The sequence below is a fragment of the Streptomyces sp. NPDC007896 genome, from assembly GCF_042959425.1.
In the GTDB taxonomy this organism is placed as follows: domain Bacteria; phylum Actinomycetota; class Actinomycetes; order Streptomycetales; family Streptomycetaceae; genus Streptomyces.
Genome location: NZ_JBIBKX010000002.1, coordinates 186,730 through 213,073 on the forward strand (window position 1 = coordinate 186,730; position 26,344 = coordinate 213,073).

A 26,344-nucleotide genomic window follows, 5' to 3' on the forward strand; every position below is an offset into this window, starting at 1 on the left:
CCCGTGCGCACGCCGCGGTGTGGTGCGCGCAGGTGCCACGGCGCCGCGCGGCCCGGCGGCGGGAATCGGACCGGGATCGGGAATCGGGGCGGAATGGACGAGTACGACGAGGGCTCGAAGGCCCGGCACCTGCCGGACGGCCCTGACTGCTCCCTGCCCGAGGGCCCCGCCTCCGCAGGTTCCACCCCTGACAGCACCCCCTCCACGGACCAGGACCCCGTCCCCCAGGCACCCCCCGCCGATCCCCCCGTCCCCGTTCCAGTCCCCGCCCCCACCGGCATAGCGTCCCTCCCCCTCCGCTCCCAGGTTGTCGCCGCCCTCGCCCTCGCGGTCGTCGCGGTTGTCGCCTGTGTGCACCTCGGCATGGTGTTCCTGCACGTCGCGCCCTCGAACACGGTCACCAAGCAGCACGGCCGGGCGATCGACGACTGGATCTACCCGGAGTTCGAGCAGAACTGGAAGCTCTTCGCCCCCAACCCGCTGCAGCAGAACATCGACGTCCAGGTCCGTGCCCAGGTCCGTGGCGCGGACGGTGGCATCACCGAGACCGGCTGGTACGACCTGTCCGCGCTGGACGGCGCGGCGATCGACGGCAATCTGCTGCCGAGCCACACCCAGCAGAACGAACTGCGCCGGGCCTGGGACTTCTACACCGGCACGCACGACAACCAGAACCGCCCGATGGGCCTGCGCGGCGACCTCTCCCAGCGTTATCTGCGCCGGGTCGTCGTGCTGCGTCTCGACCGTGAGGGGGCCGGCGGCAAAGGCGCGGTCGTCGAAAGCGTCCAGGTCCGTTCCCGCACCACCAATGTGCCGCCCCCGAAATGGAGCGAGGAGCAGGTGTCCGACACGCCCGTCCTGCGCGAGCTGCCCTGGTGGACCGTTCCCGAGGAGGACGTGACGGACGCGCGGACGGAGGCGAGCGCCCGATGAACCGCATCGCAGTGTCGATCTCGCGCGGTATCGCCCGGGTCACCGACGCCGCCCTCGGCCCGTACCAGACGGCCGTGATCCGCATCGGCTTCGCCGCCACCTGGCTGCTGTTCCTGCTGCGCGAGTTCCCGCACCGCCAGGAGATGTACGGCCCCGACGGACCGTGGAAGTGGGACCTGGCCCAGCGGCTCGTCGCGGACAACCACGCCTTCACGATCCTGATGTGGTCCGACAGCCAGGTGTGGTTCGAGATCGTCTACACCCTGGCCGTCCTCTCCGCGCTCCTGCTGCTGGTGGGCTGGCGGACCCGCACGATGTCCGTGCTCTTCATGGTCGGCGTGCTCTCGCTGCAGAACCGCAGCATCTTCATGGGGGACGGCGGCGACAACGTCATCCACCTGATGGCGATCTATCTGGTGTTCACGCGCTGTGGACAGGTGTGGTCGCTGGACGCCCGGCGGGCCCGGCTCGCGCGGGAGGCACGCGCGCGTGGGGACCTCCCGCGGGCCGGGGCGCAGGACCGGGTCGGACTCGTCCTGTGGGCGGCGCTCGGCCTGCTGCTCGCCGCGGCGACGGGCGCGGGGCGGCTCAGCCCCGGCTGGCTGCTGGTCTTCTGGGGGCTGTGGGCGGTCCAGGCGCTGTGGTGGGCCGTCGGCCGCCTGGCGCGCGCCGCGGAGCCTCGGACCCTGCTCGACGTCATCGCCAACGCCGTGCACAACGCGGCCCTGCTCGTGATCATGGCCGAGGCGTGTCTGATCTACGCGACCGCCGGCTGGTACAAGATCCAGGGCTCGCGCTGGCAGGACGGCACCGCCGTCTACTACCCGCTCCACCTGGACTACTTCTCCCCCTGGCCGGCGCTGTCCGACCTGCTGGCCTCACACGGCACGATCGTGATGCTGGTGACCTACGGGACGGTCGCCGTGCAGGTCGCCTTCCCCTTCACTCTGATCAACCGGCGCGTCAAGAACGTCCTGCTGGCCGCCATGATGACCGAGCACGCCGTGATCGCCGTGGTCCTCGGGCTGCCGTTCTTCTCGCTCGCGATGATCGCCGCCGACGCGGTGTTCCTGCCGACGTCGTTCCTGCGGCGCCTCGGCGGATGGGCGGCACGCGCGCGTGGCCGACTGTTCCCGCCCGGCGCCCGCGAGCTGCCGGGCCAGCGCGCTCAGGAGCCGCGCACCCCGGAGCCGGCCGAGGACCCGCACGTAGGCTTCACCGCATGAAGGACCCCGTGAGCGCCTGGCGCCGCCTCGCCGACACCTCCGTCCTGCTCGACGGCTTCCACGCCCTCAAGCACGCCGTGCGCTTCCGGGCCGAGGTCCTGGTGGCGGTCACCGGCGACCGGCAGGCGGCGCTCGCCCTCACCGACGAGCTGGCCCCGGACGTACGGGACACCCTGGACGCCCTCTTGGTGGAGGTCCCGGAGGCCACGTACCGCTCCCTCGTCCCGCGTCCGCACCCGACCGCGGTGGCCGCGTTGGCGGTACGTCCCTCCCGCGAGGCCAATCTGCGGGCGCTGGCCCACACGCCCCGCACCGCCCCCGTGGTCGTGCTCGACCATCCGCGCAACCTCGGGAACGCCGGTGCCGTGATCCGCCTCGCGGCCGGCTTCGGCGCCACCGGCGTCGTCACCACCGGCACCCTCGACCCCTGGCACCCCACAGTCGTGCGGGGCGGGGCGGGCCTGCACTTCGCGACCGCCGTGGAGCGGCTGACGGTGGCCGAGCTGCCGTCCGGGCCGGTGTTCGCCCTCGACCCGGACGGCGAGGACATCCGGGCAATGAAGCTCCCGGACGACGCCGTGCTCGCGTTCGGCTCCGAGCGCAGCGGCCTTTCCGCCGACCTGCGCGCTCGTGCCGATCACTTGGTGTCGCTCCCGATGCGCCCCCAGGTCTCCAGCTACAACCTGGCGACGAGCGTGGCCATGACCCTGTTCCACTGGAGCGCCCCGCAGGGGCGGTAGGGCCTGTCCGGCGGATCGGGATCTAGCGCCTGACCTCCACCACCCGGAACCGGTTGGCCACGAAGCCCCCGTCGCACAGCGCGGCGTTCGCCGCCGGGTTGCCCCCCGACCCGTGGAAGTCGGAGAACGCCGCCGTCTGGTTGACGTACACGCCGCCCGTCAGATTCAGGGACAGCTGGGCGCACTCCTCCAGACAGGCCTCCTGCACGGCCTCCTCGACGACCTCGTCGGTGGTGTACGCCCCGACGGTCATCGCCCCCTTCTCCCGGACGGTCCGCCGCAGCAGCTCCACCGCGTCCCCCGCCGAGTCGACCGCGACCGCGAAGGACACCGGTCCGAAGCACTCGTTCATGTAGGCGGCCTCGTCGTCGGCACTCTCCCAGTACTTCCGCGCGCCGTCGAGCTTGACGATCACCGGGGTGCGGACGACCGCGTCCGGGAACTCCGGGTTGGCGATCTCCCGTGAGGCGAGGGCGACCTCGCCGAGCCCCGCCGCGGCCTCCAGACGCGCCTTGACGTCCGGGTTCACGATCGCGCCCAGCAGCCCGTTGGCACGCGCGTCGTCCCCGAGGAGTCCGTCGACCGACCGGGCGAGGTCGGCGACCACCTCGTCGTACGACTTGGAGCCCTCCTCCGTACGGATGCCGTCGCGGGGGATGAGGAGGTTCTGCGGGGTCGTGCACATCTGGCCGCTGTACAGGGACAAGGAGAAGGCCAGGTTGGACAGCATCCCCTTGTAGTCGTCGGTCGACTCCACGATCACCGTGTTGACGCCGGCCTTCTCCGTGTAGACCTGCGCCTGGCGGGCGTGGGTCTCCAGCCAGTCGCCGAACGCCGTCGACCCGGTGTAGTCGATGATCCGGATCTCGGGGCGCACGGCCAGGGTCTTGGCGATGCCCTCCCCGGGCCGCTCGGCGGCCAGCGCCACCAGGTTCGGGTCGAAGCCCGCCTCGGCGAGCACCTCGCGCGCGACCTGGACGGTGAGCGCGAGCGGCAGCACCGCGCGCGGGTGCGGCTTGACGAGCACGGCGTTGCCGGTGGCCAGGGAGGCGAACAGGCCCGGATAGCCGTTCCACGTCGGGAAGGTGTTGCAGCCGATCACCAGCGCGATGCCGCGCGGCACCGGCGTGAACCGCTTGGTCATCGCGAGCGGGTCGCGCTTGCCCTGGGGCTTGGTCCACTCCGCGGTGTCGGGGGTGCGGACCTGCTCCACATACGCGTACGCCACCGCCTCCAGGCCGCGGTCCTGCGCGTGCGGGCCGCCCGCCTGGAACGCCATCATGAAGGCCTGGCCGCTGGTGTGCATGACCGCGTGCGCGAACTCGTGCGTGCGGTCGGCGATCCGCTTGAGGATCTCCAGACAGACCAGCGCGCGCATCTCCGCGCCCGCGTCGCGCCAGGCCCGCTGCCCGGCCCGCATGGCGGGCAGCAGCACGTCGACGTCCGCGTGCGGGTAGGTGACGCCCAGCTCGATGCCGTACGGGGAGATCTCGCCGCCCACCCAGTCGTCGGTGCCGGGCTGGCCGAGGTCGAGGCGGCTGCCGAGGAGGGCGTCGAAGGCGGCCTTGCCCTCGGGCATGCTCAGGCTGCCGTTCTCCCCGTAGGCCTTCGGGTGCTCGGGGTGCGGGGACCAGTACGCGCGCGTACGGATCGCTTCCAGTGCCTGGTCGAGCGTGGGCCGGTGCTGGGCGGTCAGCTCGTGCGCGGTCAGTTCGGCGGCCATGCGGGACCATCTCCTCGTCTCAAGAACTCTTCGCTGAGCTCATGACCTGGGCAGAAATAGCCGGACAGAGTTAGAGTAACCGAACGATCGGTCGGGACAAGGGGGTCCGCCGCATCTGTGGAAAACCCCGTGCGGGAGGATCGCGCACATGACAGCACTCGACCTCAACAGCCCCGTGGCCGTCGTCGGCACCGGCACCATGGGCCAGGGCATCGCCCAGGTCGCGCTCGTCGCGGGCCACCCCGTGCGGCTCTTCGACACGGTTCCCGGGCGTGCCGACGCGGCGGCCGAAGCGATCGGCGCGCGTCTCGACCGGCTCGTCGAGAAGGACCGGCTCGTCGCCGCCGACCGGGACGCGGCACGCGCCCGGCTGCACCCCGCGCACAGCCTCGCCGAGCTGGCGGACTGCGCGCTCGTCATCGAGGCGGTGCTCGAACAACTCGAGGCGAAACAGCAGCTGTTCCGCGAGCTCGAGGACATCGTCGAACACGACTGTCTGCTCGCCACCAACACCTCGTCCCTGTCCGTCACGGCCATCGGCGGCGCTCTGCGCAACCCCGGCCGTCTGGTCGGACTGCACTTCTTCAACCCGGCGCCGCTGCTGCCGCTGGTGGAGGTCGTCTCCGGGTACGCGAGCGACTTCTCGTCGGCCACGCGCGCGTACGAGACGGCACGCGCCTGGGGGAAGACACCGGTCGCCTGCGCCGACACCCCCGGCTTCATCGTCAACCGCATCGCCCGGCCCTTCTACGCCGAGGCCTTCGCGGTGTACGAGGCGCAGGCCGCCGACCCCGCGACGATCGACGCCGTCCTGCGCGAGTCCGGCGGTTTCCGGATGGGGGCCTTCGAGCTGACCGACCTGATCGGCCAGGACGTCAACGAGTCCGTGACGCACTCCGTGTGGCAGTCCTTCTTCCAGGACGTGCGCTTCACGCCCTCGCTCGCCCAGCGGCGGCTCGTCGAGTCCGGCCGGCTCGGCCGCAAGACGGGGCACGGCTGGTACGACCACGGGGCCGACGCCGAGCGTCCCGAGCCGCACACCGCGGAGAAGGCGCAGGCGCCCGCGTACGTCGTCGCCGAGGGCGATCTGGGCCCGGCCTCCGAACTGCTCACGCTGATCCGCGAGGCGGGAATCCAGGTCCGCGAGGACGAGGAGGACCACGGGACCCGGCTGGTGCTGCCCAGCGGCGGCCAGCTGGTCCTAGCCGACGGCCAGACGTCGGTCGAGTTCCGCGACGTCGTCTACTTCGACCTGGCGCTCGACTACCGCCGGGCGACCAGGATCGCCCTTTCGGCCTCCCAGGACACCGCCCCGCAGACCCTCTCCGAGGCCGTCGGCCTCTTCCAGGCGCTGGGCAAGACCGTCAGTGTCATCGGGGACGTTCCCGGCATGATCGTCGCCCGGACCGTGGCGAGGATCGTCGATCTTGCGCACGACGCCGTCGCCAAGGGCGTCGCCACCGAGGAGGACATCGACACCGCGATGCGGCTCGGGGTCAACTACCCCCTGGGCCCCTTCGAATGGAGCCGCAGGCTCGGCCGGAGCTGGGCCTGCTCCCTTCTGGACGACCTGCACCAGCGCGATCCCTCCGGGCGCTACGCGCCCTCTCTCGCGCTCTACCGCCACGCGTACGCCACCGAGAAGCGCGAGGGAAGCTCATGACCACCGCCAAGCGCGACACGTACACCCCCGAGAGCCTGCTCTCCGTCGCCGTCCAGGTCTTCAACGAACGCGGCTACGACGGCACCTCCATGGAGCATCTCTCCAAGGCGGCCGGCATTTCCAAGTCGTCGATATACCACCACGTCACGGGCAAGGAGGAGCTGCTGCGCCGCGCCGTCAGCCGGGCTCTGGACGGCCTCTTCGCCATCCTCGACGAGGAGCACGCGCGCGTGGGGCGTGCGGTGGAGCGCCTGGAGTACGTCGTACGGCGCATGGTCGAGGTACTCACCGCGGAACTCCCGTACGTGACCCTGCTGCTGCGCGTGCGCGGCAACACGGGCACCGAGCGCTGGGCCCTGGAGCGGCGCCGCGAGTTCGACCACCAGGTGGCCGAACTCCTGAAGGCCGCGGCCGCCGACGGGGACGTACGCGGCGACATCGAGGTCCGCCTCGCGACCCGCCTGGTCTTCGGAATGATCAACTCGCTCGTCGAGTGGTACCGCCCCGACAGCCGGGGCATGGGCGAACGCGAGGTCGCCGACGCGGTGGCGCAGCTGGTCTTCGGAGGGCTCCGGAACGAGGCGTGACGCTTCGGCCGCCCCCGGCACGGAGCTCACCACTCGGGCTCGGTCACCGCTCGGGCTCGGTCACCCCTCCGGCTCCAGGTCCTCCTCCTCGAAGACCAGGAGTGTTCGGGTGCTGAGGACCTCGGGGATGGCCTGGAGGCGGGTGAGGACCAGTTCGCGGAGGGCTCTGTTGTCGGGGGTGTGCACCAGGAGCAGGACATCGAAGTCGCCGCCCACCAGGGCGATGTGGGAGGCGCCGGGCAGCACCCTGAGCTGCTCACGGACCGTGCGCCAGGAGTTCTGCACGATCTTGAGGGTGATGTACGCGGACGTGCCCTGCCCGGCGCGTTCGTGGTCGACGCGCGCCCCGAAGCCGCGGATCACGCCGTCCTCGATGAGCCGGTTGATCCGCGCGTAGGCGTTGGCGCGGGACACATGGACCCGTTCGGCCACGGAGCGTATCGATGCGCGGCCGTCCGCCTGGAGCATCTGCAGGATGTCCTGATCGATGGCGTCGAGCGGACGGGCGGGCGGCGGGACGGGGCCGGCCTCCGACGGCTCGGCCATTTGTTCAGGTGCCATGTCCCCCCGCCTCCCTACCATGGACGTACTGCGTCCATCTCAGGCTGTGCCGAACCGTTTGTCCACAGCCTGACGGTGCCTGTAGCCAAAATGTGCCGACGACCGAACAATCGGTAGGTGAGGCGCCTCACACCCGTGCAGCGCCCAAGCCGCTCCCACGAGGAGGTGCCGTCATGACGGTCATGGAGCAGCGAGGCGCTTACCGGCCCACGCCGCCGCCCGCCTGGCAGCCCCGCACCGACCCCGCGCCGCTGCTGCCCGACGCGCTGCCCCACCGCGTCCTCGGCACCGAAGCCGCCGCGCAGGTCGACCCGGGCCTGCTGCGCCGCCTGTACGCGGAACTGGTGCGCGGCCGTCGCTACAACGCGCAGGCCACCGCCCTCACCAAGCAGGGCCGCCTCGCCGTCTACCCCTCCAGCACCGGCCAGGAGGCCTGCGAGGTCGCCGCCGCACTCGTCCTGGAGGAGCGCGACTGGCTCTTCCCGAGCTACCGCGACACCCTCGCCGCCGTCGCCCGCGGCCTCGACCCCGTCCAGGCCCTCACCCTCCTGCGCGGCGACTGGCACACCGGCTACGACCCCCACGAGCACCGCATCGCACCCCTGTGCACCCCCCTCGCCACCCAGCTCCCGCACGCCGTGGGCCTCGCGCACGCCGCCCGCCTCAAGGGCGACGACGTGGTCGCGCTCGCCCTGGTCGGCGACGGCGGCACCAGTGAGGGCGACTTCCACGAGGCGCTGAACTTCGCGGCGGTCTGGCAGGCCCCGGTCGTCTTCCTCGTCCAGAACAACGGCTTCGCCATCTCCGTCCCGCTCGCCAAGCAGACCGCCGCCCCCTCCCTGGCCCACAAGGCCGTCGGTTACGGAATGCCCGGCCGGCTGGTCGACGGCAACGACGCGGCGGCCGTGCACGAGGTCCTGAGCGACGCCGTGCGCCACGCGCGCGCGGGAGGCGGTCCGACGCTGGTCGAGGCCGTGACGTACCGCATGGAGGCCCACACGAACGCCGACGACGCCACCCGCTACCGAGGCGACTCCGAGGTCGAGACCTGGCGGGCGCACGACCCGATCGCCCTCCTGGAGCACGAGTTGACCGAGCGCGGCCTGCTCGACGACGACGGCATACGGGAGGCCCGCGAGGCCGCCGAGACCATGGCCGCCGACCTGCGCGCCCGCATGAACCAGGACCCGGTGCTCGACCCCATGGACCTCTTCGCCCATGTGTACGCCGAGCCCACACCTCAACTGCGTGAGCAGGAGGTGCAGTTGTGCGCCGAGCTCGCGGCCGAGGCCGAGACGGAGGGTACGGCCCGATGACCACTGTCGCGCTCAAACCCGCCACCATGGCGCAGGCCCTCACACGCGGGCTCCGCGACGCCATGGCCGCCGACCCGACCGTCCACGTCATGGGCGAGGACGTCGGCACCCTGGGCGGCGTCTTCCGCGTCACCGACGGGCTCGCCAAGGAGTTCGGCGAGGACCGCTGCACGGACACCCCGCTCGCCGAGGCGGGCATCCTGGGGACGGCCGTCGGCATGGCCATGTACGGGCTCAGGCCGGTCGTGGAGATGCAGTTCGACGCGTTCGCCTACCCGGCGTTCGAGCAGCTGATCTCCCACGTGGCACGGATGCGCAACCGCACCCGTGGCGCCATGCCGCTCCCGATCACCATCCGTGTCCCGTACGGCGGCGGCATCGGCGGAGTCGAGCACCACAGCGACTCCTCCGAGGCGTACTACATGGCGACCCCCGGGCTCCATGTCGTCACCCCCGCGACCGTCGCCGACGCCTACGGGCTGCTGCGCGCCGCCATCGCCTCCGACGACCCGGTCGTCTTCCTGGAGCCCAAGCGCCTGTACTGGTCGAAGGACTCCTGGAACCCCGACGAGCCACCGGCCGTTGAACCGATAGGCCGCGCGGTGGTGCGACGCCCGGGCCGCAGCGCCACGCTCATCACGTACGGCCCGTCCGTGCCCGTCTGCCTGGAGGCGGCCGAGGCGGCGCGGGCCGAGGGCTGGGACCTCGAAGTCGTCGACCTGCGCTCGCTCGTGCCCTTCGACGACGAGACCGTGGCGGCATCGGTACGGCGGACCGGACGCGCGGTCGTCGTGCACGAGGCCGGCGGTTACGGCGGCCCGGGCGGCGAGATCGCGGCCCGCGTCACCGAGCGCTGCTTCCACCACCTGGAGGCGCCGGTGCTGCGCGTCGCCGGTTTCGACATCCCGTACCCGCCGCCGATGCTGGAGCGGCACCACCTGCCCGGCGTCGACCGGATCCTGGACGCCGTGGGGCGTCTGCAATGGGAGGCGGACAGCTGATGGCCCAGGTGCTCGAGTTCAAGCTCCCCGACCTCGGTGAGGGCCTCACCGAAGCGGAGATCGTCCGCTGGCTGGTGGAGGTCGGCGACGTCGTCGCCGTCGACCAGCCCGTCGTCGAGGTCGAGACGGCCAAGGCGATGGTCGAGGTCCCCTGCCCCTACGGAGGCGTGGTCACCGCACGCTTCGGCGAGGAGGGCACGGAACTGCCCGTGGGCTCCCCCCTGTTGACCGTCGCGGTCGGCGCGCCGTCCTCCGGCGAGGAGAGCGAGGGCTCCGGCAACGTGCTGGTGGGGTACGGCACCGGGGCGCCACCGGCGCGACGCAGAAGGGTACGGCCGCCCGCCGGGGCAACCACTCCGCCCGGGGCACACACGCAGACCCGGCCCGCACACCACTCCGCCGCCGACAACCACCCGGGCGCCCCGGCGCGGGAGACCAGGCCGGCCCATGACCACATCGGGACGACGGCACGCGCCGAGGGCCCCGTGCCGGTGATCTCCCCGCTCGTCCGCAGGCTCGCCCGGGAAAACGGCCTGGACCTGCGGACCTTGGTGGGCTCCGGCCCCGACGGGCTGATCCTGCGGTCGGACGTGGAGCACGCGTTGCGCTCGGCCGGCACCCCGGTCCTGGAGCCGGAAAGCCTGCTCGCCCCGCACACCCCCGAACCCGCGCCCGTCGGCCCGGCACCTGCCACGGCCGGCACCCGCATCCCCCTGCGCGGCATCCGCGGCACGGTCGCCGACAAACTCTCCCGCAGCCGTCGCGAGATCCCCGACGCGACCTGCTGGGTGGACGCCGACGCGACCGAACTCCTGCACGCGCGCAGGGCGATGAACGCCACCGGCGGCCCCAAGATCTCCCTGCTGGCGCTGCTCGCCCGCATCTGCACCGCCGCACTGGCCCGCTACCCGGAGCTCAACTCCACGGTCGACACGGAAGCCCGCGAGATCGTCCGACTCGGCCACGTCCACCTGGGCTTCGCGGCACAGACCGAGCGCGGTCTCGTCGTCCCCGTCGTCCGGGACGCCCACACGCGCGACGCGGAATCGCTGAGCGCGGAGTTCGCCCGGCTGACCGGGGCCGCACGCACCGGCACGCTGACGCCCGCGGACCTCACGGGCGGCACCTTCACGTTGAACAACTACGGGGTGTTCGGCGTCGACGGCTCCACGCCGATCATCAACCACCCCGAGGCCGCCATGCTCGGCGTCGGCCGGATCGTCCCCAAGCCCTGGGTGTACGAGGGCGAGCTGGCCGTGCGCCAGGTCGTCCAGCTCTCGCTCACCTTCGACCACCGGGTGTGTGACGGCGGCACGGCGGGCGGCTTCCTGCGCCATGTGGCCGACTGCGTCGAACAGCCGGCGGTGCTCCTGCGTTCCCTGTGATCGCGGCGGCACGCATACTCGGGGGATGACCGCGTCCGAGCCACCGGGGACCCCCGGCCCCGCCGCCCCGTACGACGCCGTCGTCCTCGCGGGCGGCGCCGCCCGCCGGCTCGGCGGCGCGGACAAGCCCGGTCTGCGCGTGGGCGGGCGCCCGCTCCTCGACCGGGTGCTCGCCGCCTGTGCCACCGCCACCACCACGGTGGTCGTCGCCGAGCCCAGAGAGACCGCGCGGCCCGTGGAGTGGGCACGCGAGGACCCGCCCGGAGGGGGGCCGCTCGCAGCGCTCGACGCCGGCCTGCGGCACACCTCGGCGGAACACGTCGTGGTGCTCTCCGCCGACCTGCCGTTCCTGGACCGGACGACGGTAGGGCGCCTGCTGGACGCCCTGCGGACGGGCGACGCCCCCAAGGGCCCGGCGCAACCCGACGGCGTGCTGCTCACCGACCCCGACGGCCGCGACCAGCCGCTCGTGGCCGCCTACCGCGCGGACGCCCTGCGCCGGGAGCTGGCGGCGCTCACCGCCGCCCACGGTGGAGTCATCGGCCTGCCGCTGCGGCGGCTCACCGCCGCGCTCGACCTCACCCGCATCTCCGACCCCGTCGCGTCCTTCGACTGCGACACCTGGGACGACATCGCCGCGGCCCGGGCCCGCATCAGGGAGCATGGGAACGTGTTGGATGAATGGATTTCCGCAGTCAAGGACGAGCTGGGCATCGACCTGGACGTCGACACCGGCCTCCTGCTCGACGTGGCCCGCGACGCCGCGCACGGTGTGGCCCGGCCCGCGGCGCCGCTGACCACGTTCCTCGTGGGGTACGCCGCCGCACAGGCCGGGGGAGGCCCCGAGGCCGTCGCGGAGGCATCCCGCAGGGCCGCGGCGCTCGCGCTCCGCTGGGCCGCCGAGGACGCCCCCGACGCCAAGCCGACCTCAGACGCCAAGCCGACCCCCGACGCCGGATGAACGCGCCCCGCGCCAGGCCCCTCGGCCAGGACGCCGACGACCTCGACGTGGAGGAGGCCCTGGCCTTGGTCAAGGACCCCCGAGGCGCGTCCGACCCCCGGCACGGCCACGGCACCCCCGCGGTCCCCGCGCCCACATCGGAGGGCGAGAACCGCACCCACGCCCCCGGCGCCAAGGGCAAGGGCGACGGGCACAAGGCCACCCCCTGGCCCCAGGCCCGTACGACCGCCGAGCGGGCCGCCCGTTCCGTCCCGCGGCGCGCCCCCGCCTCCGTGTCCCTGGACGCGGCTCTGGGCCTGGTCCTCGCCGCCCCGCTCGCCGCGCTCACCGACCTCCCCTCCTTCGACACCTCCGCGATGGACGGCTATGCGGTCGCCGGACCCGGCCCCTGGGACCTCCGCGAGGAGCGGGTACTCGCGGGCCACGCGAAGCCGGAGCCGCTCATCGACGGCGAGGCGGTGCGGATCGCCACCGGCGCGCGCATCCCGCAGGACGCCACCGCCGTGCTGCGCAGCGAGCACGGGCGCCTCGACGACAAGGGGCGGCTGCACGCCACCCGGGAGGCCGTGCACGGGCAGGACATCCGGCCCCGTGGCCAGGAATGCCGTAGCGGCGACCAGCTCCTGCCGGCCGGCGCCCTGGTCACCCCCGCCGTGCTGGGCCTCGCCGCGGCCGCCGGATACGACACCCTCACCGCGGTACCCCGCCCCCGCGCCGAAGTCCTCGTCCTCGGTGACGAATTGCTCACCGAGGGGCTCCCCCAGGAGGGCCTGATCCGGGACGCGCTCGGCCCGATGCTGCCGCCCTGGCTGCGCGCGCTCGGTGCCGAGGTCCTCGCGGTACGCAGGCTGGGCGACGACGCCAAGGCCCTGCACAAGGCGATCACCCGTTCCGACGCCGACCTGATCGTCACGACCGGGGGCACCGCCTCGGGCCCCGTCGACCACGTCCACCCCACCCTGAGCCGGATCGGCGCCCAACTCCTCGTGGACGGTGTCAAGGTCCGCCCGGGGCACCCCATGCTCCTGGCCCGCACCACGGAGAACCAGCACCTCGTCGGCCTGCCGGGCAACCCCCTGGCGGCCGTCTCCGGCCTGCTGACGCTCGCCGAGCCTCTCCTGCGCATCCTGGCAGGCCGGGTGGCCCCGGAGCCGTACACGCTGCCCCTCGGGGAAGCGGTCCACGGACACCCGTACGACACCCGGCTCATCCCCGTCGTGGTGCGTGCCGACCGGGCCATGCCGCTGCACTACAACGGTCCGGCCATGCTGCGAGGCATCGCGGCTTCCGACGCCCTCGCGGTCGTACCGCCCGGCGGCGCCCGTCAGGGTCAGGAGCTGGAACTCCTCGATCTGCCCTGGGCATTGGCCGGTATGGGGAATGCCTGAGTCGAGTGGGGCATGAACCGGACGGTGAGCCGGATCGGGGAGTGTTTCACGTGAAACGTTCACGCCGAGCCGTCGGCATCCTCGTGTTGTGGAGGGTGCGGGTCCCATCACAGTTCACTGCGGTAGCAAGGGTTTTGCCCGCCAGGACTCCGCCCTTGAGGGGATATGCGGCGCTGCCTGTGACGGAGGCGGCGGACGCCACGGTCTTGATGTCGTCCTGAGCGAGATTCGGCGTTTTGCACGCAGCGCAACGCCACGGTCACGCTTTGCCTGATCAGCTGCTGGATACTGACTGCCTGATCGAGATCACACGGTCTCCGGCCTGGAGGGTCGCGGCCTGCGGCTCGGTGTAGTCGAAGACCGCGTTCCCGCGTACGACGGCCACGATCAGATCCGTGCACTCCCGAGGCGATCGACCAACCTCATCCTTGGTCACCGGTCGCTCCGCGAGATCCAGTCCACTCCCGGAGGTCATCAGATCCTCCAAAGCGTCTGCGGCATGAGGGCTGGCCATGGACACACCGAGGAGACGTCCCGCGGAGCTGGAGCTGGTAACGACCGTATCGGCGCCGCTCTGCCTCAACAGCGGTACGTTCTCGTCTTCCCGCACCGCGGCGACGATGGTCGCGCGCTTGTTGAGCTGGCGCGCGGTAAGGGTGACCAATGCCGCGGTGTCGTCGCGCTCAGGGGCAACGATCACCTGGGCAGCACTCTGCAACTCGGCCTTTCGAAGGGTGTCGGAGCGGGTGGCGTCTCCGAGTACCGAAACCAGCCCATCGGTGCCGGCGGCCTCCACGATCTTCCGCTGCGGGTCGACAACAACGATCTTGTCCTTGGGGATGCCCTGCCCCAGAAGCGTCTCGATGGCGTGCCGGCCTTTGGTCCCGTAGCCGACGACGACCACGTGATCCCGCATGCGCGAGCGCCAACGATGCACCCGCACCTGTTGGCGGGTGCGCTCGGTGAGCACTTCGAGCGTGGTCCCGACCAGGATGATCAGAAAGAGGACGCGCAGCGGGGTGATTACCAGGATGTTGGTGAGCCGGGCAGCGTCGCTGACCGGGGTGATGTCGCCGTATCCGGTCGTCGAGAGGGTGACGGTCGCGTAGTACGCGGCATCGAGGAAGTCGACGCTGCCGTCCGAGTTGTCGTTGTAGCCGTCCTGGTCGAACCAGACGAGAAACGTAGTGACGGCCAGCACCAACAGGGCCATGGCCAAGCGCCGTAGCACCTGCTGGAGAGGCGGCACGCCGCTCTCGATGGGCATGGTGATCGAACGTCCGGCCTCGGCATCGTCCAGAGCCTCGGCCCGTGACCGGTACCAGAGGGACCGGAGAATCGAGAACCTCCCGGTCTTGGAGGGTGGTTGCTTCTCGTCGTTCATCGCTTGCCCCCTGCGACGGTGATCCAGCCGGCCGGCGTGGTGACCATGATCTCGGACGACGATGCTGCACCGGTGTTGAACCACAGAACCCGGCACGTCCCGCTCCTGGGTGGCTTCGGGCGTATGCCGGGTGAGGTTCTGTTCGATGAAGATTAGCCAAAGCACCACAGGGCGGTTCGGTGGTGCGGCGGCTGAGGGCGCGTCGCCCGAGGGGATCGCGCGGCGCCGACCGGATACGGTCGACGGTTGAGGGCAGGGGGCAGAGCAATGAGCTCCACCGGTGTGCGGGTCGTCGGTGCCGGCTGAACGGGCCTGCTCATAAGGTGCTTTCGGGAAACTGATGGAGGGCGACTTTGCGCGACCACACCGTCGTTGTCGGGTTCGGGACCAAGGGGCGGTCGGCGGTGCGGACCGTTTGTGCGACCGGGCTGAAGAAAGAGCAGGTCGTGGTCGTCGACCCCAGCGCCAAGGCGGTCGACGCGGCGACGGCCGAGGGGTATGCCGGGGTCGTCGGGGACGCGACCCGCAGTGATGTGCTGATGCGGGCCGAGGTCCACAAGGCGCGGCAGATCATCATCGCGACCCAGCGCGACGACACGGCCGTGCTGGTCACGCTGACCGCACGCCAGCTCAACCGGGAAGCGAAGATCGTCGCCGCGGTGCGTGAGGAGGAGAACGCGCCGCTGCTCAGGCAGTCCGGCGCCGACGCCGTCATCACCAGTGCCAGCGCGGCCGGACGGCTCCTCGGACTCTCCGTGCTCAGCCCCAGCGCCGGCATGGTCATGGAAGACCTCATCCAGCAGGGCAGCGGGCTCGACATCGTGGAACGGCCCGTCGTGAAGGCCGAGGTGGGCAAGGGTGTACGCGAGACGGACGACCTGGTGGTCAGTGTCGTACGGGGGCATCGCGTGCTCGGCTACGACGATCCGGCCATCGGGAAGCTCCAGTTGACGGACCGGGTCATCACCATCGTGCGGGTCACGCGCGGCGCCCAGGTGGCACCGCACAGCTGACCGCTGTCACAGGACTGAATCCTCGGGGTTGAATCCTCGGACTTCCGCGGACACCCACCCAGCGCGCCGGGACCACGTGACCACCTTCGTCGTCGTCCGCCGGGCCGAGCGCCGGCAGCCCGCCGTGGACGGTGCCCGCGGGCTTCTCACCGTGTGACAGGGGTAGCGTCAGCTTCATGAAGGCAGTGACGATCACCCAGCCCGGCGGCCCCGAAGTGCTCACGTGGACGGATGTGCCGGACCCCGTTCCCGGTCACGGGGAAGTCCTCGTCGAAGTAGTGGCCAGCGCCGTCAACCGCGCCGATCTGATGCAACGACAGGGCTTCTACAACCCGCCGCCCGGCGCCTCCGCGTACCCCGGACTCGAATGCTCGGGCCGGATCGTCGAGATCGGCCCCGGAGTCTCCGGATGGGCCGTCGGCGACGAGGTCTGCGCGCTGCTCGCGGGCGGCGGATACGGCGAGAAGGTCGCCGTCCCGGCCGGACAGCTGCTGCCCGTTCCCGAGGGGCTGGACCTCAGGCAGGCGGCCGCGCTGCCCGAAGTGACCTGCACCGTCTGGTCCAACGTCTTCATGGTCTCCCACCTGCGCCCGGGCGAGACGCTGCTCGTGCACGGCGGCTCCAGCGGCATCGGCACCATGGCGATCCAGCTGGCGAAGGCCGTCGGCGCGAAGGTCGCCGTCACGGCCGGTACCAAGGAGAAGCTCGACTTCTGCGCCGAGCTCGGTGCGGACATCCTCATCAACTACCGCGAGCAGGACTTCGTCGAGGAGATCGAGCGGGCCACGGACGGCTCGGGCGCCGACGTCATCCTCGACAACATGGGCGCCAAGTACCTCGACCGGAACGTGCGGGCCCTCGCGGTCAACGGACGGCTCGCGATCATCGGTCTGCAGGGCGGCGCCAAGGGGGAGCTGAACATCGGCGCGCTCCTCATGAAGCGTGCCGCGATCAGTGCCACCTCGCTGCGCGCCCGCCCGCTCGGCGAGAAGGCGGCGATCGTCGCGGCCGTGCGCGAGCACGTGTGGCCGCTGATCGCCTCCGGCCATGTACGGCCGGTCGTCGACCGCGAGCTGCCGATGAGCGAAGCGGCGACGGCGCACCAGGTCCTGGAGGAGAGCGGCCACATCGGCAAGGTCCTCCTCGTCGTCCCCGGCAAGGACTAGGCAAGGACTGGGAAAGGGTTGGGAGGGGACGAGGAGGAGCCGTCCCCGGCAACGACTGCGGCACCGAAGCCCCGGCGACCTGGTCCGGGTGCCCGGGTGATCTGCTCAGCCGCGTCGCAGGCGCAGGGCGAGGAAGGCGAGGCCGAGGCCGAGGCCGATGAGGATCAGCCCGCCGCCGAGGGGCAGGATCTTGAGGACCGGTTCGGGGGCGGTCGCCGGGCCGACCTCGTCGTGCTGGACGGGCACCGCCGCGGGCCGCGACGGCTCGGATGCACCGGTCTCCTCGGGGTCCGACGCGGCGTTCTCCCCGGCGGGGTCGCGGTCCGTGTACGTCGGCACGGTGTCCTCGCCGCTCCCGCTCCCGTCCTCGTCCGGCGCCGAGGGCTCCTCGCGCCCCGGACGCGTACGGCCCTGGCCCGCGCTGCTCCCCGCGCGGGATGCGCCGGCGCTCGGAGCGGGATCGGCGGCGTACGACACCGCGTACGGGACGGCGCGTGAGACGGCGTACGAAGGGGATGCCGCGCCGGTCGTCAGGACGAGCAGCAGTCCGGGCACACGGAGCGCGGTGAGCCGTGGAGTCACGTGGGTGACCCCCTCCCGGTGAGGAGTCCCATGATCAATGGGGCAAGCCTCACATGACGCCTCCTTCCCGGCATCTCGGCGGTCACCTGGATGGTGGATCAGGCTGCATGGGGGGCACCACCGTGATGGGGTGGAGGTGTGCGAGAGAATGGCGGCATGGAGATGCCGAGGAACGAAAGGTCGCCGGAGAACCCCCAGATCCTGGTCGTTGGCCAGGACGGGATGGCTCTCGGCGGCACCGGAGACGAGGACTCCCGCGAGGTCCCGGTGACAGAGATGGTCGAACAGCCCGCCAAGGTCATGCGTATCGGGAGCATGATCAAGCAACTTCTCGAAGAGGTGCGCGCCGCGCCTCTGGACGAGGCGAGCCGGGTCCGGCTCAAGGAGATCCACGCCAGCTCCGTGAAGGAGCTGGAGGACGGCCTGGCGCCCGAGCTGGTCGAGGAGCTGGAGCGGCTCTCGCTGCCCTTCACGCACGACGCGACCCCCAGCGACGCCGAGCTGCGCATCGCGCAGGCCCAGCTGGTGGGCTGGCTCGAGGGCCTCTTCCACGGGATCCAGACGACTCTGTTCGCCCAGCAGATGGCGGCCAGGGCCCAGCTGGAGCAGATGCGCCGCGCGCTCCCGCCGGGTGTCGGCGGCCTGGACGGCGACGAGGACCCGCGCGCGGGCGGCCGCTCCGGCGGACCGTACCTGTAGCCCTGGGCGACTCCTTCTCACGAAACGGGCCCGGCACGTGAAGTGCCGGGCCCGCCTTATGGGTACTCATGCGCGCCATGGGCGCTCGTAAGTGTTGTCGGGCTTATGCGTGGCGGTTCAGGACGGGTTGCCTGAAGAGACGCTCAGCTCGATCACCGGCATGTTCTTGGGATCGACGTCCTCGTCCGCGGACGGGAACTGATCCATGATCGTGTCCTGGCCGTAGGTGTTCTCGTCGACGCGCTTGATCTTCATCTGCCAGCCCGCGGCCTGGAAGCAGGACTTCACGGACGTCAGGTTCTTGTACTGGAAGTCCGGGATCTTGATCTTGTTCGGGTCGTTGTACGACTCCTGCGGAGACGTGCACTTCTCCTTGTCGATCGTCTTCGACGTGTCCGGACCCTTGTGCCCCGCCACCACGGACGTCGAGGGGCTGCTGCCGCCGCCTCCCTGGTTGTCGCCGCCGCCGTTGTTGTTCAGCGCGAGGGCGGTGATCAGACCGCCGATCGCGACGAGCGCGACCACGATCGAGCCGACGACGACCGCCTTGTTGCCCTTGCGGCCACCGGAACCTCCCGGGACGGAGTTCTGGGGCTGGGGCGTGAGGTGGTACGGCGGCGGGGTCGACACGCCCTGCTGGGGGGCGTACGCCGGGACCCCCGGCGTCGGGTAGCCCCCCTGCTGCGGATACCCGTACGCCTGGGACGGCGCGGGCGGCGGGGTCGGCGCGCCGTAGGGATGGGGTTGGTACGGGGTCTGCACGGGACCCGGGGTCGGCATCGCCTGGTCCACGGGCGGGAAGACGGCCGAGCCGACGCCCGCGCCGCTCGACGTCCTGGCCCCCGGCACGATGCTCGGCGCGGCGGCCTGCAGCGACTGTGACACCCGCAGACACTCGTCGCGCATGGTCTCGGCGCTCGGGAAGCGCTCGTTCGGGTTCTTCTTCAGCGCGCGGGCGATCAGCGCGTCCACCGCCGGGGGCAGCGAGCGGTTGATCGAGGAGGGCGTGACCGGCTCCTCCTGGACATGCGCGTACGCGATGGCCAGCGGTGAGTCGGCCTCGAACGGCAGCCGTCCGGTGACCAGTTGGAACAGCATGATGCCGACGGAGTAGAGGTCGGACCGGGCGTCCACGCCCCGGCCGAGCGCCTGCTCCGGGGAGAGGTACTGAGGGGTGCCGACGACCATGCCGGTCTGCGTCATCGAGGTGACGCCGGACTGCATGGCGCGGGCGATGCCGAAGTCCATCACCTTGACGACGTTGCGCTTCGTCATCATCACGTTGCCCGGCTTGATGTCCCGGTGGACCAGGCCCATCTCGTGGCTGATCTCCAGGGCCGCCAGCACGTCCGCGGTGATCTTCAGGGCCTTGTCGGCGGGCATGGCGCCGTACTGCGCGATGTCCTGGTCGAGCACGGAGCCGAGCGGGCGGCCCTCGACGTACTCCATGACGATGTACGGCGTCGTCATGCCGCCCAGTTCGTCCTCGCCGGTGTCGAAGACCGAGACGATGTTCGTGTGCGTGAGTTTCGCCACCGCCTGGGCCTCGCGGCGGAAGCGCTCGCGGAAGGCCTGCTCGCGGCCGAGTTCGGTGTGCAGTGTCTTGATCGCGACCTGGCGGTCGAGCACCGAGTCGTAGGCGAGGTGCACCGAGGCCATGCCGCCCTCGCCGAGCAGATCACGCAGCTGGTAGCGGCCGCCGGCGACCGCGCGTCCCGCGTACCGGCCCTGTGCGCCGTCCTGGCTCATGTTCTGCGTCCCCCATTGGCGCGGATTGTTCTGCCTGTGCTGCGAGCTGTCCTGCGCGCGCTCCGCGCGGTCGTGCGGTGATCCGCGCAATGAACTGCGCGGTGAACTGCGTTGTGACCCGTACTGAGTCCGTCTGAGTCCGTCTGAGTCCGTGCTGTGATCGATCTGTGTCTCGTTGATCGATTGGCTGATTCCCGGCCAAGTCTGCCGTAGGGCACTGACACGTCAAGCGCGGTGCCCGTTCCGTGACCGTCTGCGAAAGAAGCGTCGCGGAAGCGTTACAGGTGCCGTACGGGCGGTACACAGAATTTGCACGCCGACACCCTGGACAGGTTTCATGGCCGGTCCATCTCACTTCCATCTCGGGCCGGAGTCTTGCGCGAAGCCTGTAGCGTGGCCCGACGGAGACCGTAACAACCACCGCGCAGACCGCGGGCAGAAACGACGGCGAGGACTGATGGCACAGCAGCAGCGCGCTCAGGGCCCGTCCGACCCCGAGGCGACTGGCGGCGGTATGTCAGATGCGCCGGAGATGTGGGGTAATGGCGGACTTGTGGGGGACGGCCGATACCGGCTGACCCACAGACTAGGCCGGGGCGGCATGGCCGAGGTGTTTGCGGCCGAGGACGTGCGCCTCGGGCGCACCGTCGCGGTCAAGTTGCTCCGCTCCGACCTGGCCGAGGACCCGGTGTCCAAGGCCCGCTTCACGCGTGAGGCGCAGTCGGTGGCCGGACTCAACCACCACGCCGTCGTCGCCGTGTACGACTCGGGCGAGGACGTCGTCGGCCACGCGATCGTGCCGTACATCGTGATGGAGCTCGTCGAGGGCCGCACGATCCGCGACCTGCTGATCAACGCCGAGGCCCCCGGGCCCGAGCAGGCGCTGATCATCGTGTCCGGTGTCCTGGAGGCGCTCGCCTACTCGCACCAGCACGGCATCGTGCACCGCGACATCAAGCCGGCGAACGTGATCATCACGAACACCGGTGCGGTGAAGGTGATGGACTTCGGCATCGCGCGCGCCCTGCACGGCGCGCAGTCGACGATGACCCAGACCGGCATGGTCATGGGCACACCGCAGTACCTCTCCCCGGAGCAGGCTCTCGGCAAGGCCGTCGACCACCGCTCCGACCTGTACGCGACCGGCTGTCTGCTGTACGAGCTGCTCGCGCTGCGGCCCCCGTTCACCGGCGAGACGCCGCTGTCGGTGGTCTACCAGCACGTCCAGGACATCCCGGTACCCCCTTCCGAGGTCGCGCAGGGGGCGCCGCCGGAGCTCGACGGGCTCGTCATGCGCTCCCTCGCGAAGGAGCCGGACGACCGGTTCCAGACCGCCGAGGAGATGCGCGGCCTTGTCCAGTACGGGCTGCAGATGCTGTACGACCAGGGCGGGCACACCGGCACCTGGAACACCGGCCCGGTCGCCATGCACGAGGGGTTCCACACCCCGGCGTCCGGCTTCGCGGGCACGACCGCGCTGCCGCATCCCGGTGAGTCCGGCACCACGCAGATCCCGGCGCCGATCATCCCGCCGTACGGCAGCGGCGGGGACGACGGCGGCTTCGAGGGGCACGGCAACCACGGCAGCGGCCGCGGCAAGCTGTGGATCCTCGCGGTCCTCGCGGTGATCGCGATCGCGACGGGCGTCGCGCTCGCGCTCCACACCACCGGTGGCACGGGTGGCGGCGGGAGCGGTACGACCCACTCGCCGACCACCACGCCGTCCGCCAAGGACAACGAGACCAGCGCGAGTCCCAGCGACAGCCCCACGGACACCGCGACGGACGATTCCACGGACGACAACACCAGCTCGGGCGGCGGTTCGAACTACACGCCGTCGTACACGCCGTCCCAGAGCTACAGCAGCCAGCCCTCGAACCAGCCGTCGGACACGGCCACGAACACGACGCCGACGGATACGACGCCTTCGGACCCGGCGACCGCGAGCCAGGATCCGACGACGCCGGCCGATCCGACGGACGGTGCCGTCGGTGGCGGCGACAGCCAGGGCAGCTCGCAGAACCCTTGAGGGACACCGACGGAAACGCCTTCCACGCGCGCGTGAAGCCCGAAACGGGCGCCACGCGCGCGTGGTGTTTCCCTCCCCCGGCCGCGGTGTTCGCGCCCCGGCCGCCGTGTCTGTCCCGACCGGTGTCGGCGATCAGCCCGCGAACGCCTCGCACACCGCGTCGTACTCCCGCGTCCACCACACCGCCAGCGCCGAGGCCGCCGGGAACTGCGGATCGGCGCGGGTGTCGCCGCGCTCGTAGTGCCAGCGCAGCATCCAGAAGTCGTTGAGGCGCTCCCACCACACCCGGTGCACGGCGGCCGCCAGCTCGGCGGGGCCGGCGCCCGCGGTACGCCGGTACGCGCGCGCGTAGGCCCGCACCTTCGCCAGGTCCAGGGCGCCGACGGGACGTACGAAGAAGATCACCGCGGCGCGTACGGCCTCCTCGGCGCGGGGATGGACGCCCAGCCGGTCCCAGTCGACGATCGCGGCCGGTTCGCCGTCGCGGTAGAGCAGGTTGAAGGGGTGGAAGTCGCCGTGCACCCAGCCCACCGAGCCGCCCTGCGGGGGCCGTCGGTCGGCATGCCGCTCCAGGAGGGCGCGCCGCTCCAGGAGCCGGTGCCGGGCCAGCTCGTCGAAGGCGTCGTACGGGCGGTGGCGGCGCACCTGGGCGAGCAGGCGGTCGATGAGCGCGAAGGTGTCGGCGGGGTCGGCTCCCCGGGCCGGATCCACCCCTTCCGCCGCCGCTGAGCCTCCCGCGCCTGCCCTCGCTGAGTCTCCGGCCCTCGCTGAGCCTCCCGCGCCCGCCGATCCCTCCGTCGCCCCGGTGACGTCGGTCGGTCTCGCCGGGGCGCGGCCCTGCGTCGGCATCACCCGTTCCAGGCTCGCGTGGACGACGCCCAGGAGCGCCCCCAGCCGTGCGCACTGCTGCGTGGTGAGCTGGCCGCCGTGCCGGTGTCGGCCGTCGATCCAGGGGTGCAGCGCGTACGCGTGGCCCCCGATGACGGCGACGGTGCGCCCGTCGGTGCCGGTCAGCGGCGGGGCGACGGGGACGCCGAGGTCCGCCAGACGCTGGGTCGCCCGGTGCTGGCGGGCGATCGCGACCGGGTCGGCGGTCTCGGGGTCGAAATGGTGCTTGAGGAAGTAACGGCCGCGGGTGGTGCGGAGCCGGTATCCGCGGTTGAGCAGCCCCTGTTCGACGGGGTCGCAGGTCAACGCGGACCCGGCGGCGTACTGGCGGAGGAGGGCGCCCAGAGGGGGCGCGTGAGACACCGGGGGTGGTGCAGATAGGCGCGGCACGCGCCAGATGCTAGGGCACGGGCCGGGCCTCTGACCTCGGGTTTGTCACAGACAGTCGTCTTCGATCACGGGACAGTCACAGGGCGCTCCGGAACTGGCGTTCCATGGCATCGTCCGAGGAATGGACGGTGGAGAACTGGGGCTCGATGCTCAGATGGACCGGGTCGAAGGGCTCGCCGTCCATGAACCGCGGCGCGGGCCCGAACAGCTCCCGGTGGGCCTCGGTCGGCTCCACGGCCTCGCACCGGCCCACGATCTGCACGGACCACACGCTCTCGCCGGGCCCTGCCGAAGCCAGGTTGTCGGTGCCGTAGGCGACGACGCTCCCGAGGCAGGCCCGGTGGTACCCGCAGCCCCGGTGCAGGCGCAACAGGACGCGGCCGTCCACCACGACGTGCCGGGCTAGGGCGAGGAAGGGCATGGCGCGCAGGCTGGCGGCCAACCGGCCATGGTCGGTACGGCGGAGGAGTTCCACGGCGAGCTCTTCGTCGATGGGCATGCCCCCAATTTCCGGCACCCTGAAGGCCCCGAAAAAGAGGCACCCGCCCCCTGAAGAGGGGCCAAAGGTCCCGAAAAGCAAGTAGGACGGTATCGGCGGCGCCACACCCGGTGACCCGGGTTCAGTCGCACCCGGTGACCCGTGTTCATTGGTGCCGCACTCAGTGGTGCTGCTTCTCCGCCTGGATGCGCGCCACATAGGCGGCGGCCTGGGAGCGCCGTTCCATGCCCAGTTTGGACAGCAGGCTCGACACGTAATTCTTGATCGTCTTCTCGGCGAGATGCAGCCGCTCGCCGATGGAGCGGTTGGTGAGCCCCTCGCCGATCAGGTCGAGGATCTTGCGCTCCTGCTCGGTGAGGTGCCCGAGCTTGTCGTCGTTCTTGGCACCGCCGCCGCCGTGCCGCAGCCGCTTGAGGACCTGCGCGGTGGCCACGGGGTCGAGCAGCGACTTGCCGGCCGCGACATCGCGTACGGCCGAGAGCAGTTCAGCGCCGCGGATCGCCTTCAGCACATAGCCCGACGCGCCCGCCATGATCGCGTCGAAAAGCGCCTCGTCGTCGGCGAAGGAGGTCAGCATCAGGCACTTGATGTCCTCGTTCCGCGACCGGATCTCGCGGCAGACCTCCACTCCGCTGCCGTCCGGGAGCCGTACGTCCAGGATCGCGACGTCCGGGGCCGTGGCCGGGATCCGCACCAGCGCGTCGGCCGCCGTACCGGCCTCGCCGACGACCTCGATGCCGTCCTCCCCCGAAAGCAACTCATGGACACCGCGCCGTACCACCTCGTGATCGTCGAGGAGAAATACGGTAATTTTTCCGCTTTCGGGCACAAAGTCAGTGTCACACGCCACCCTTGGCCCTGCCCGGGGTGAACTCTTCCCGTGCCTGGGGTGACCGGGATAACGTGCCCGTGTTCCGGCCCCCTGCGAGGCTGTGACCAGTGCTGTGACCAGCGACTGTTCCCGACCTGCGTGCATTACTTGGAAATCCGACTAATAAGTAGTGGGAAGTCCAAGCAAAAACGCAGGTCAGGAGGGGTTTCACAGAATTGTGGAGCACTGGGTAACGTGGCCGTTGCAGGGCGCTCGCCGGGGCACCTGTCACGCCTGTTCCCGGCCGAGTGCACCCACCCCGTGCACGGGTACTTGGAGCAGGCGAGCCGCACTGGCCACCCGGCAACCCCGGGGGCCGGACCGACGGAGGAGCACACGTGACCGTGGAGAGCACTGCCGCGCGCAAGCCGCGACGCAGCGCCGGTACGACCGCTGCGAAAAGCGGCGCCGGTACGACCGGTACGAAGAGCGCCGCGAGCAAGCGCACCAGCGCGGCCGGCAAGAAGTCACCGGGCGTACCCGGCGCACCTGGCGCATCGGGCCCCGGTCCCGAGCTCGTCCAGCTGCTGACGCCGGAGGGCGAGCGGGTCAAGGACGCCACGTACGACCCGTACGTCGCCGACATCACCCCCGAAGATCTGCGCGGTCTGTACCGGGACATGGTGCTGACCCGCCGCTTCGACGCCGAGGCCACCTCCCTGCAACGCCAGGGCGAGCTGGGCCTGTGGGCCTCGCTGCTCGGCCAGGAGGCCGCCCAGATCGGCTCCGGGCGGGCCACCCGCGAGGACGACTACGTCTTCCCGACCTACCGTGAGCACGGCGTCGCCTGGTGCCGCGGGGTCGACCCGACCAACCTGCTCGGCATGTTCCGGGGTGTGAACAACGGCGGCTGGGACCCGAACAGCAACAACTTCCACCTGTACACGATCGTCATCGGCTCGCAGACGCTGCACGCCACCGGTTATGCCATGGGCATCGCCAAGGACGGCGCGGACTCGGCCGTGATCGCGTACTTCGGGGACGGCGCCTCCAGCCAGGGCGACGTCGCCGAATCGTTCACCTTCTCCGCGGTCTACAACGCCCCGGTCGTGTTCTTCTGCCAGAACAACCAGTGGGCGATCTCCGAGCCGACCGAGAAGCAGACCCGCGTCCCGCTCTACCAGCGCGCGCAGGGCTACGGCTTCCCGGGCGTGCGGGTCGACGGCAACGACGTCCTGGCCTGCCTGGCGGTCACCAAGTGGGCGCTGGAGCGGGCCCGCCGCGGCGAGGGCCCCACCCTCGTGGAGGCGTACACCTACCGCATGGGCGCGCACACCACCTCGGACGACCCGACCAAGTACCGGGCCGACGAGGAGCGCGAGTCGTGGGAGGCGAAGGACCCGATCCTGCGCCTGCGCACGTACCTGGAGGCTTCAAACCACGCGGACGAGGGATTCTTCGCGGAACTTGAGGCCGAGAGCGAGGCGTTGGGCAAACGAGTACGCGAAGTCGTTCGCGCCATGCCGGACCCGGACCACTTCGCCATCTTCGAGAACGTGTACGCCGACGGGCACGCGCTCGTCGACGAGGAGCGGGCCCAGTTCGCCGCCTACCAGGCGTCGTTCGCGGATGAAGGGGAGGGCAAGTAGC

Annotated in this window: 22 protein-coding genes and 1 pseudogene; 15 read left to right on the forward strand and 8 right to left on the reverse strand. The window is 71.1% G+C overall.

The genetic code is table 11. The features are described 5' to 3' along the window. Nucleotides 1-93 precede the first annotated feature (93 nt). From ACFZDJ_RS08490 to ACFZDJ_RS08500, 3 genes are read left to right on the forward strand one after another with little or no spacing between them, the layout of a single operon-like run. Entirely contained in the window at nt 94-933 is an 840-nt protein-coding gene (locus ACFZDJ_RS08490) for a DUF5819 family protein (protein ID WP_391057117.1), read from the forward strand. Beyond that, nucleotides 930-2,159 (forward strand): HTTM domain-containing protein, encoded by a 1,230-nt coding sequence (locus ACFZDJ_RS08495; protein WP_391057120.1) that lies wholly within the window; start codon nt 930-932, stop codon nt 2,157-2,159. The genes ACFZDJ_RS08490 and ACFZDJ_RS08495 overlap by 4 nt, the downstream gene beginning before the upstream one ends. Then, nucleotides 2,156-2,899: a TrmH family RNA methyltransferase gene (locus ACFZDJ_RS08500; RefSeq protein ID WP_390932800.1), complete on the forward strand. Its 744-nt coding sequence runs from the start codon at nt 2,156-2,158 to the stop codon at nt 2,897-2,899. Before ACFZDJ_RS08495 ends, ACFZDJ_RS08500 begins: the two co-directional genes overlap by 4 nt. Before the next feature lie 22 nt (nt 2,900-2,921). On the opposite strand, the gene paaN is transcribed toward ACFZDJ_RS08500, so the two are convergent. Continuing rightward, nucleotides 2,922-4,622, reverse strand: a complete 1,701-nt coding sequence (gene paaN / locus ACFZDJ_RS08505) for a phenylacetic acid degradation protein PaaN (protein ID WP_391057123.1) — start codon at nt 4,620-4,622, stop codon at nt 2,922-2,924. A gap of 148 nt (nt 4,623-4,770) precedes the next feature. On the opposite strand from paaN, the gene ACFZDJ_RS08510 reads away from it, so the two are divergent. Both ACFZDJ_RS08510 and ACFZDJ_RS08515 read left to right on the forward strand, forming a co-directional pair. Beyond that, nucleotides 4,771-6,285 (forward strand): 3-hydroxyacyl-CoA dehydrogenase, encoded by a 1,515-nt coding sequence (locus tag ACFZDJ_RS08510; RefSeq protein ID WP_390932804.1) that lies wholly within the window; start codon nt 4,771-4,773, stop codon nt 6,283-6,285. Next, entirely contained in the window at nt 6,282-6,872 is a 591-nt protein-coding gene (locus ACFZDJ_RS08515; RefSeq protein ID WP_168509697.1) for a TetR/AcrR family transcriptional regulator, read from the forward strand. The genes ACFZDJ_RS08510 and ACFZDJ_RS08515 overlap by 4 nt, the downstream gene beginning before the upstream one ends. Before the next feature lie 60 nt (nt 6,873-6,932). On the opposite strand, the gene ACFZDJ_RS08520 is transcribed toward ACFZDJ_RS08515, so the two are convergent. After that, nucleotides 6,933-7,433, reverse strand: a complete 501-nt coding sequence (locus ACFZDJ_RS08520) for an Lrp/AsnC family transcriptional regulator (RefSeq protein ID WP_373306538.1) — start codon at nt 7,431-7,433, stop codon at nt 6,933-6,935. 173 nt (nt 7,434-7,606) lie between these two features. On the opposite strand from ACFZDJ_RS08520, the gene pdhA (ACFZDJ_RS08525) reads away from it, so the two are divergent. From pdhA (ACFZDJ_RS08525) to ACFZDJ_RS08545, 5 genes are read left to right on the forward strand one after another with little or no spacing between them, the layout of a single operon-like run. Next, on the forward strand, nt 7,607-8,749 hold the full coding sequence (gene pdhA / locus ACFZDJ_RS08525) for a pyruvate dehydrogenase (acetyl-transferring) E1 component subunit alpha (protein ID WP_391057125.1): 1,143 nt from the start codon (nt 7,607-7,609) through the stop codon (nt 8,747-8,749). Next, nucleotides 8,746-9,750, forward strand: a complete 1,005-nt coding sequence (locus ACFZDJ_RS08530; RefSeq protein WP_101399209.1) for an alpha-ketoacid dehydrogenase subunit beta — start codon at nt 8,746-8,748, stop codon at nt 9,748-9,750. Before pdhA (ACFZDJ_RS08525) ends, ACFZDJ_RS08530 begins: the two co-directional genes overlap by 4 nt. Beyond that, nucleotides 9,750-11,135, forward strand: coding sequence for a 2-oxo acid dehydrogenase subunit E2 (locus ACFZDJ_RS08535; RefSeq protein WP_391057128.1), 1,386 nt, complete (start codon nt 9,750-9,752; stop codon nt 11,133-11,135). Before ACFZDJ_RS08530 ends, ACFZDJ_RS08535 begins: the two co-directional genes overlap by 1 nt. Before the next feature lie 25 nt (nt 11,136-11,160). Continuing rightward, nucleotides 11,161-12,096: an NTP transferase domain-containing protein gene (locus tag ACFZDJ_RS08540; RefSeq protein WP_391057130.1), complete on the forward strand. Its 936-nt coding sequence runs from the start codon at nt 11,161-11,163 to the stop codon at nt 12,094-12,096. After that, nucleotides 12,093-13,484, forward strand: coding sequence for a molybdopterin-binding protein (locus ACFZDJ_RS08545; protein ID WP_391057132.1), 1,392 nt, complete (start codon nt 12,093-12,095; stop codon nt 13,482-13,484). Before ACFZDJ_RS08540 ends, ACFZDJ_RS08545 begins: the two co-directional genes overlap by 4 nt. Nucleotides 13,485-13,758: 274 nt before the next feature. Here ACFZDJ_RS08545 and ACFZDJ_RS08550 read toward each other — a convergent pair whose 3' ends face one another. Further along, the gene (locus ACFZDJ_RS08550; protein ID WP_391057134.1) at nt 13,759-14,868 is read right to left on the reverse strand and encodes an NAD-binding protein; all 1,110 of its coding nucleotides are present in this window, start codon (nt 14,866-14,868) and stop codon (nt 13,759-13,761) included. A 341-nt stretch (nt 14,869-15,209) separates the two neighbouring features. On the opposite strand from ACFZDJ_RS08550, the pseudogene ACFZDJ_RS08555 reads away from it, so the two are divergent. Next, nucleotides 15,210-15,881: pseudogene (locus ACFZDJ_RS08555) on the forward strand (potassium channel family protein); the annotation flags it as partial. Nucleotides 15,882-16,057: 176 nt separating this feature from the next. After that, the gene (locus tag ACFZDJ_RS08560; RefSeq protein WP_391057137.1) at nt 16,058-17,047 is read left to right on the forward strand and encodes a zinc-binding dehydrogenase; all 990 of its coding nucleotides are present in this window, start codon (nt 16,058-16,060) and stop codon (nt 17,045-17,047) included. A 105-nt stretch (nt 17,048-17,152) separates the two neighbouring features. On the opposite strand, the gene ACFZDJ_RS08565 is transcribed toward ACFZDJ_RS08560, so the two are convergent. Continuing rightward, nucleotides 17,153-17,629, reverse strand: a complete 477-nt coding sequence (locus ACFZDJ_RS08565; RefSeq protein WP_391057140.1) for a hypothetical protein — start codon at nt 17,627-17,629, stop codon at nt 17,153-17,155. A gap of 156 nt (nt 17,630-17,785) precedes the next feature. Between ACFZDJ_RS08565 and ACFZDJ_RS08570 the strand changes: the two genes are divergently transcribed. Further along, complete coding sequence (locus ACFZDJ_RS08570; RefSeq protein WP_054234194.1) at nt 17,786-18,328, forward strand: bacterial proteasome activator family protein; 543 nt, start codon at nt 17,786-17,788, stop codon at nt 18,326-18,328. Nucleotides 18,329-18,445: 117 nt separating this feature from the next. Here ACFZDJ_RS08570 and ACFZDJ_RS08575 read toward each other — a convergent pair whose 3' ends face one another. Then, nucleotides 18,446-20,077, reverse strand: a complete 1,632-nt coding sequence (locus ACFZDJ_RS08575) for a protein kinase (protein WP_391057143.1) — start codon at nt 20,075-20,077, stop codon at nt 18,446-18,448. Nucleotides 20,078-20,534: 457 nt separating this feature from the next. Between ACFZDJ_RS08575 and ACFZDJ_RS08580 the strand changes: the two genes are divergently transcribed. Next, nucleotides 20,535-22,106, forward strand: a complete 1,572-nt coding sequence (locus ACFZDJ_RS08580; protein ID WP_391057146.1) for a protein kinase — start codon at nt 20,535-20,537, stop codon at nt 22,104-22,106. Between the two features lie 132 nt (nt 22,107-22,238). On the opposite strand, the gene ACFZDJ_RS08585 is transcribed toward ACFZDJ_RS08580, so the two are convergent. The 3 genes from ACFZDJ_RS08585 to ACFZDJ_RS08595 form a co-directional block, all read right to left on the reverse strand. Next, nucleotides 22,239-23,357, reverse strand: a complete 1,119-nt coding sequence (locus ACFZDJ_RS08585) for a phosphotransferase (protein ID WP_391057149.1) — start codon at nt 23,355-23,357, stop codon at nt 22,239-22,241. Between the two features lie 103 nt (nt 23,358-23,460). Beyond that, nucleotides 23,461-23,883, reverse strand: coding sequence for a pyridoxamine 5'-phosphate oxidase family protein (locus ACFZDJ_RS08590; protein WP_391057152.1), 423 nt, complete (start codon nt 23,881-23,883; stop codon nt 23,461-23,463). Between the two features lie 160 nt (nt 23,884-24,043). After that, the gene (locus ACFZDJ_RS08595) at nt 24,044-24,712 is read right to left on the reverse strand and encodes a response regulator (protein WP_384908477.1); all 669 of its coding nucleotides are present in this window, start codon (nt 24,710-24,712) and stop codon (nt 24,044-24,046) included. Between the two features lie 380 nt (nt 24,713-25,092). Here ACFZDJ_RS08595 and pdhA (ACFZDJ_RS08600) point away from each other — a divergent pair, with 380 nt between their 5' ends. After that, a complete protein-coding gene (pdhA, locus tag ACFZDJ_RS08600; RefSeq protein ID WP_390932826.1) occupies nt 25,093-26,343 on the forward strand; it encodes a pyruvate dehydrogenase (acetyl-transferring) E1 component subunit alpha in 1,251 nt (416 codons plus the stop codon). Nucleotide 26,344: the final 1 nt, after the last annotated feature.

What these genes read in the sequence shown, in the direction of transcription:
- ACFZDJ_RS08490 (WP_391057117.1), top strand. Translation starts at nt 94, where the DNA reads ATGGACGAGTACGACGAGGGCTCGAAGGCCCGGCACCTGCCGGACGGC.
- ACFZDJ_RS08495 (WP_391057120.1), top strand. Translation starts at nt 930, where the DNA reads ATGAACCGCATCGCAGTGTCGATCTCGCGCGGTATCGCCCGGGTCACC.
- ACFZDJ_RS08500 (WP_390932800.1), top strand. Translation starts at nt 2,156, where the DNA reads ATGAAGGACCCCGTGAGCGCCTGGCGCCGCCTCGCCGACACCTCCGTC.
- paaN (WP_391057123.1), bottom strand. Translation starts at nt 4,622, where the DNA reads ATGGCCGCCGAACTGACCGCGCACGAGCTGACCGCCCAGCACCGGCCC.
- ACFZDJ_RS08510 (WP_390932804.1), top strand. Translation starts at nt 4,771, where the DNA reads ATGACAGCACTCGACCTCAACAGCCCCGTGGCCGTCGTCGGCACCGGC.
- ACFZDJ_RS08515 (WP_168509697.1), top strand. Translation starts at nt 6,282, where the DNA reads ATGACCACCGCCAAGCGCGACACGTACACCCCCGAGAGCCTGCTCTCC.
- ACFZDJ_RS08520 (WP_373306538.1), bottom strand. Translation starts at nt 7,433, where the DNA reads ATGGCACCTGAACAAATGGCCGAGCCGTCGGAGGCCGGCCCCGTCCCG.
- pdhA (WP_391057125.1), top strand. Translation starts at nt 7,607, where the DNA reads ATGACGGTCATGGAGCAGCGAGGCGCTTACCGGCCCACGCCGCCGCCC.
- ACFZDJ_RS08530 (WP_101399209.1), top strand. Translation starts at nt 8,746, where the DNA reads ATGACCACTGTCGCGCTCAAACCCGCCACCATGGCGCAGGCCCTCACA.
- ACFZDJ_RS08535 (WP_391057128.1), top strand. Translation starts at nt 9,750, where the DNA reads ATGGCCCAGGTGCTCGAGTTCAAGCTCCCCGACCTCGGTGAGGGCCTC.
- ACFZDJ_RS08540 (WP_391057130.1), top strand. Translation starts at nt 11,161, where the DNA reads ATGACCGCGTCCGAGCCACCGGGGACCCCCGGCCCCGCCGCCCCGTAC.
- ACFZDJ_RS08545 (WP_391057132.1), top strand. Translation starts at nt 12,093, where the DNA reads ATGAACGCGCCCCGCGCCAGGCCCCTCGGCCAGGACGCCGACGACCTC.
- ACFZDJ_RS08550 (WP_391057134.1), bottom strand. Translation starts at nt 14,868, where the DNA reads ATGAACGACGAGAAGCAACCACCCTCCAAGACCGGGAGGTTCTCGATT.
- ACFZDJ_RS08560 (WP_391057137.1), top strand. Translation starts at nt 16,058, where the DNA reads ATGAAGGCAGTGACGATCACCCAGCCCGGCGGCCCCGAAGTGCTCACG.
- ACFZDJ_RS08570 (WP_054234194.1), top strand. Translation starts at nt 17,786, where the DNA reads ATGGAGATGCCGAGGAACGAAAGGTCGCCGGAGAACCCCCAGATCCTG.
- ACFZDJ_RS08575 (WP_391057143.1), bottom strand. Translation starts at nt 20,077, where the DNA reads ATGAGCCAGGACGGCGCACAGGGCCGGTACGCGGGACGCGCGGTCGCC.
- ACFZDJ_RS08580 (WP_391057146.1), top strand. Translation starts at nt 20,535, where the DNA reads ATGGCACAGCAGCAGCGCGCTCAGGGCCCGTCCGACCCCGAGGCGACT.
- ACFZDJ_RS08590 (WP_391057152.1), bottom strand. Translation starts at nt 23,883, where the DNA reads ATGCCCATCGACGAAGAGCTCGCCGTGGAACTCCTCCGCCGTACCGAC.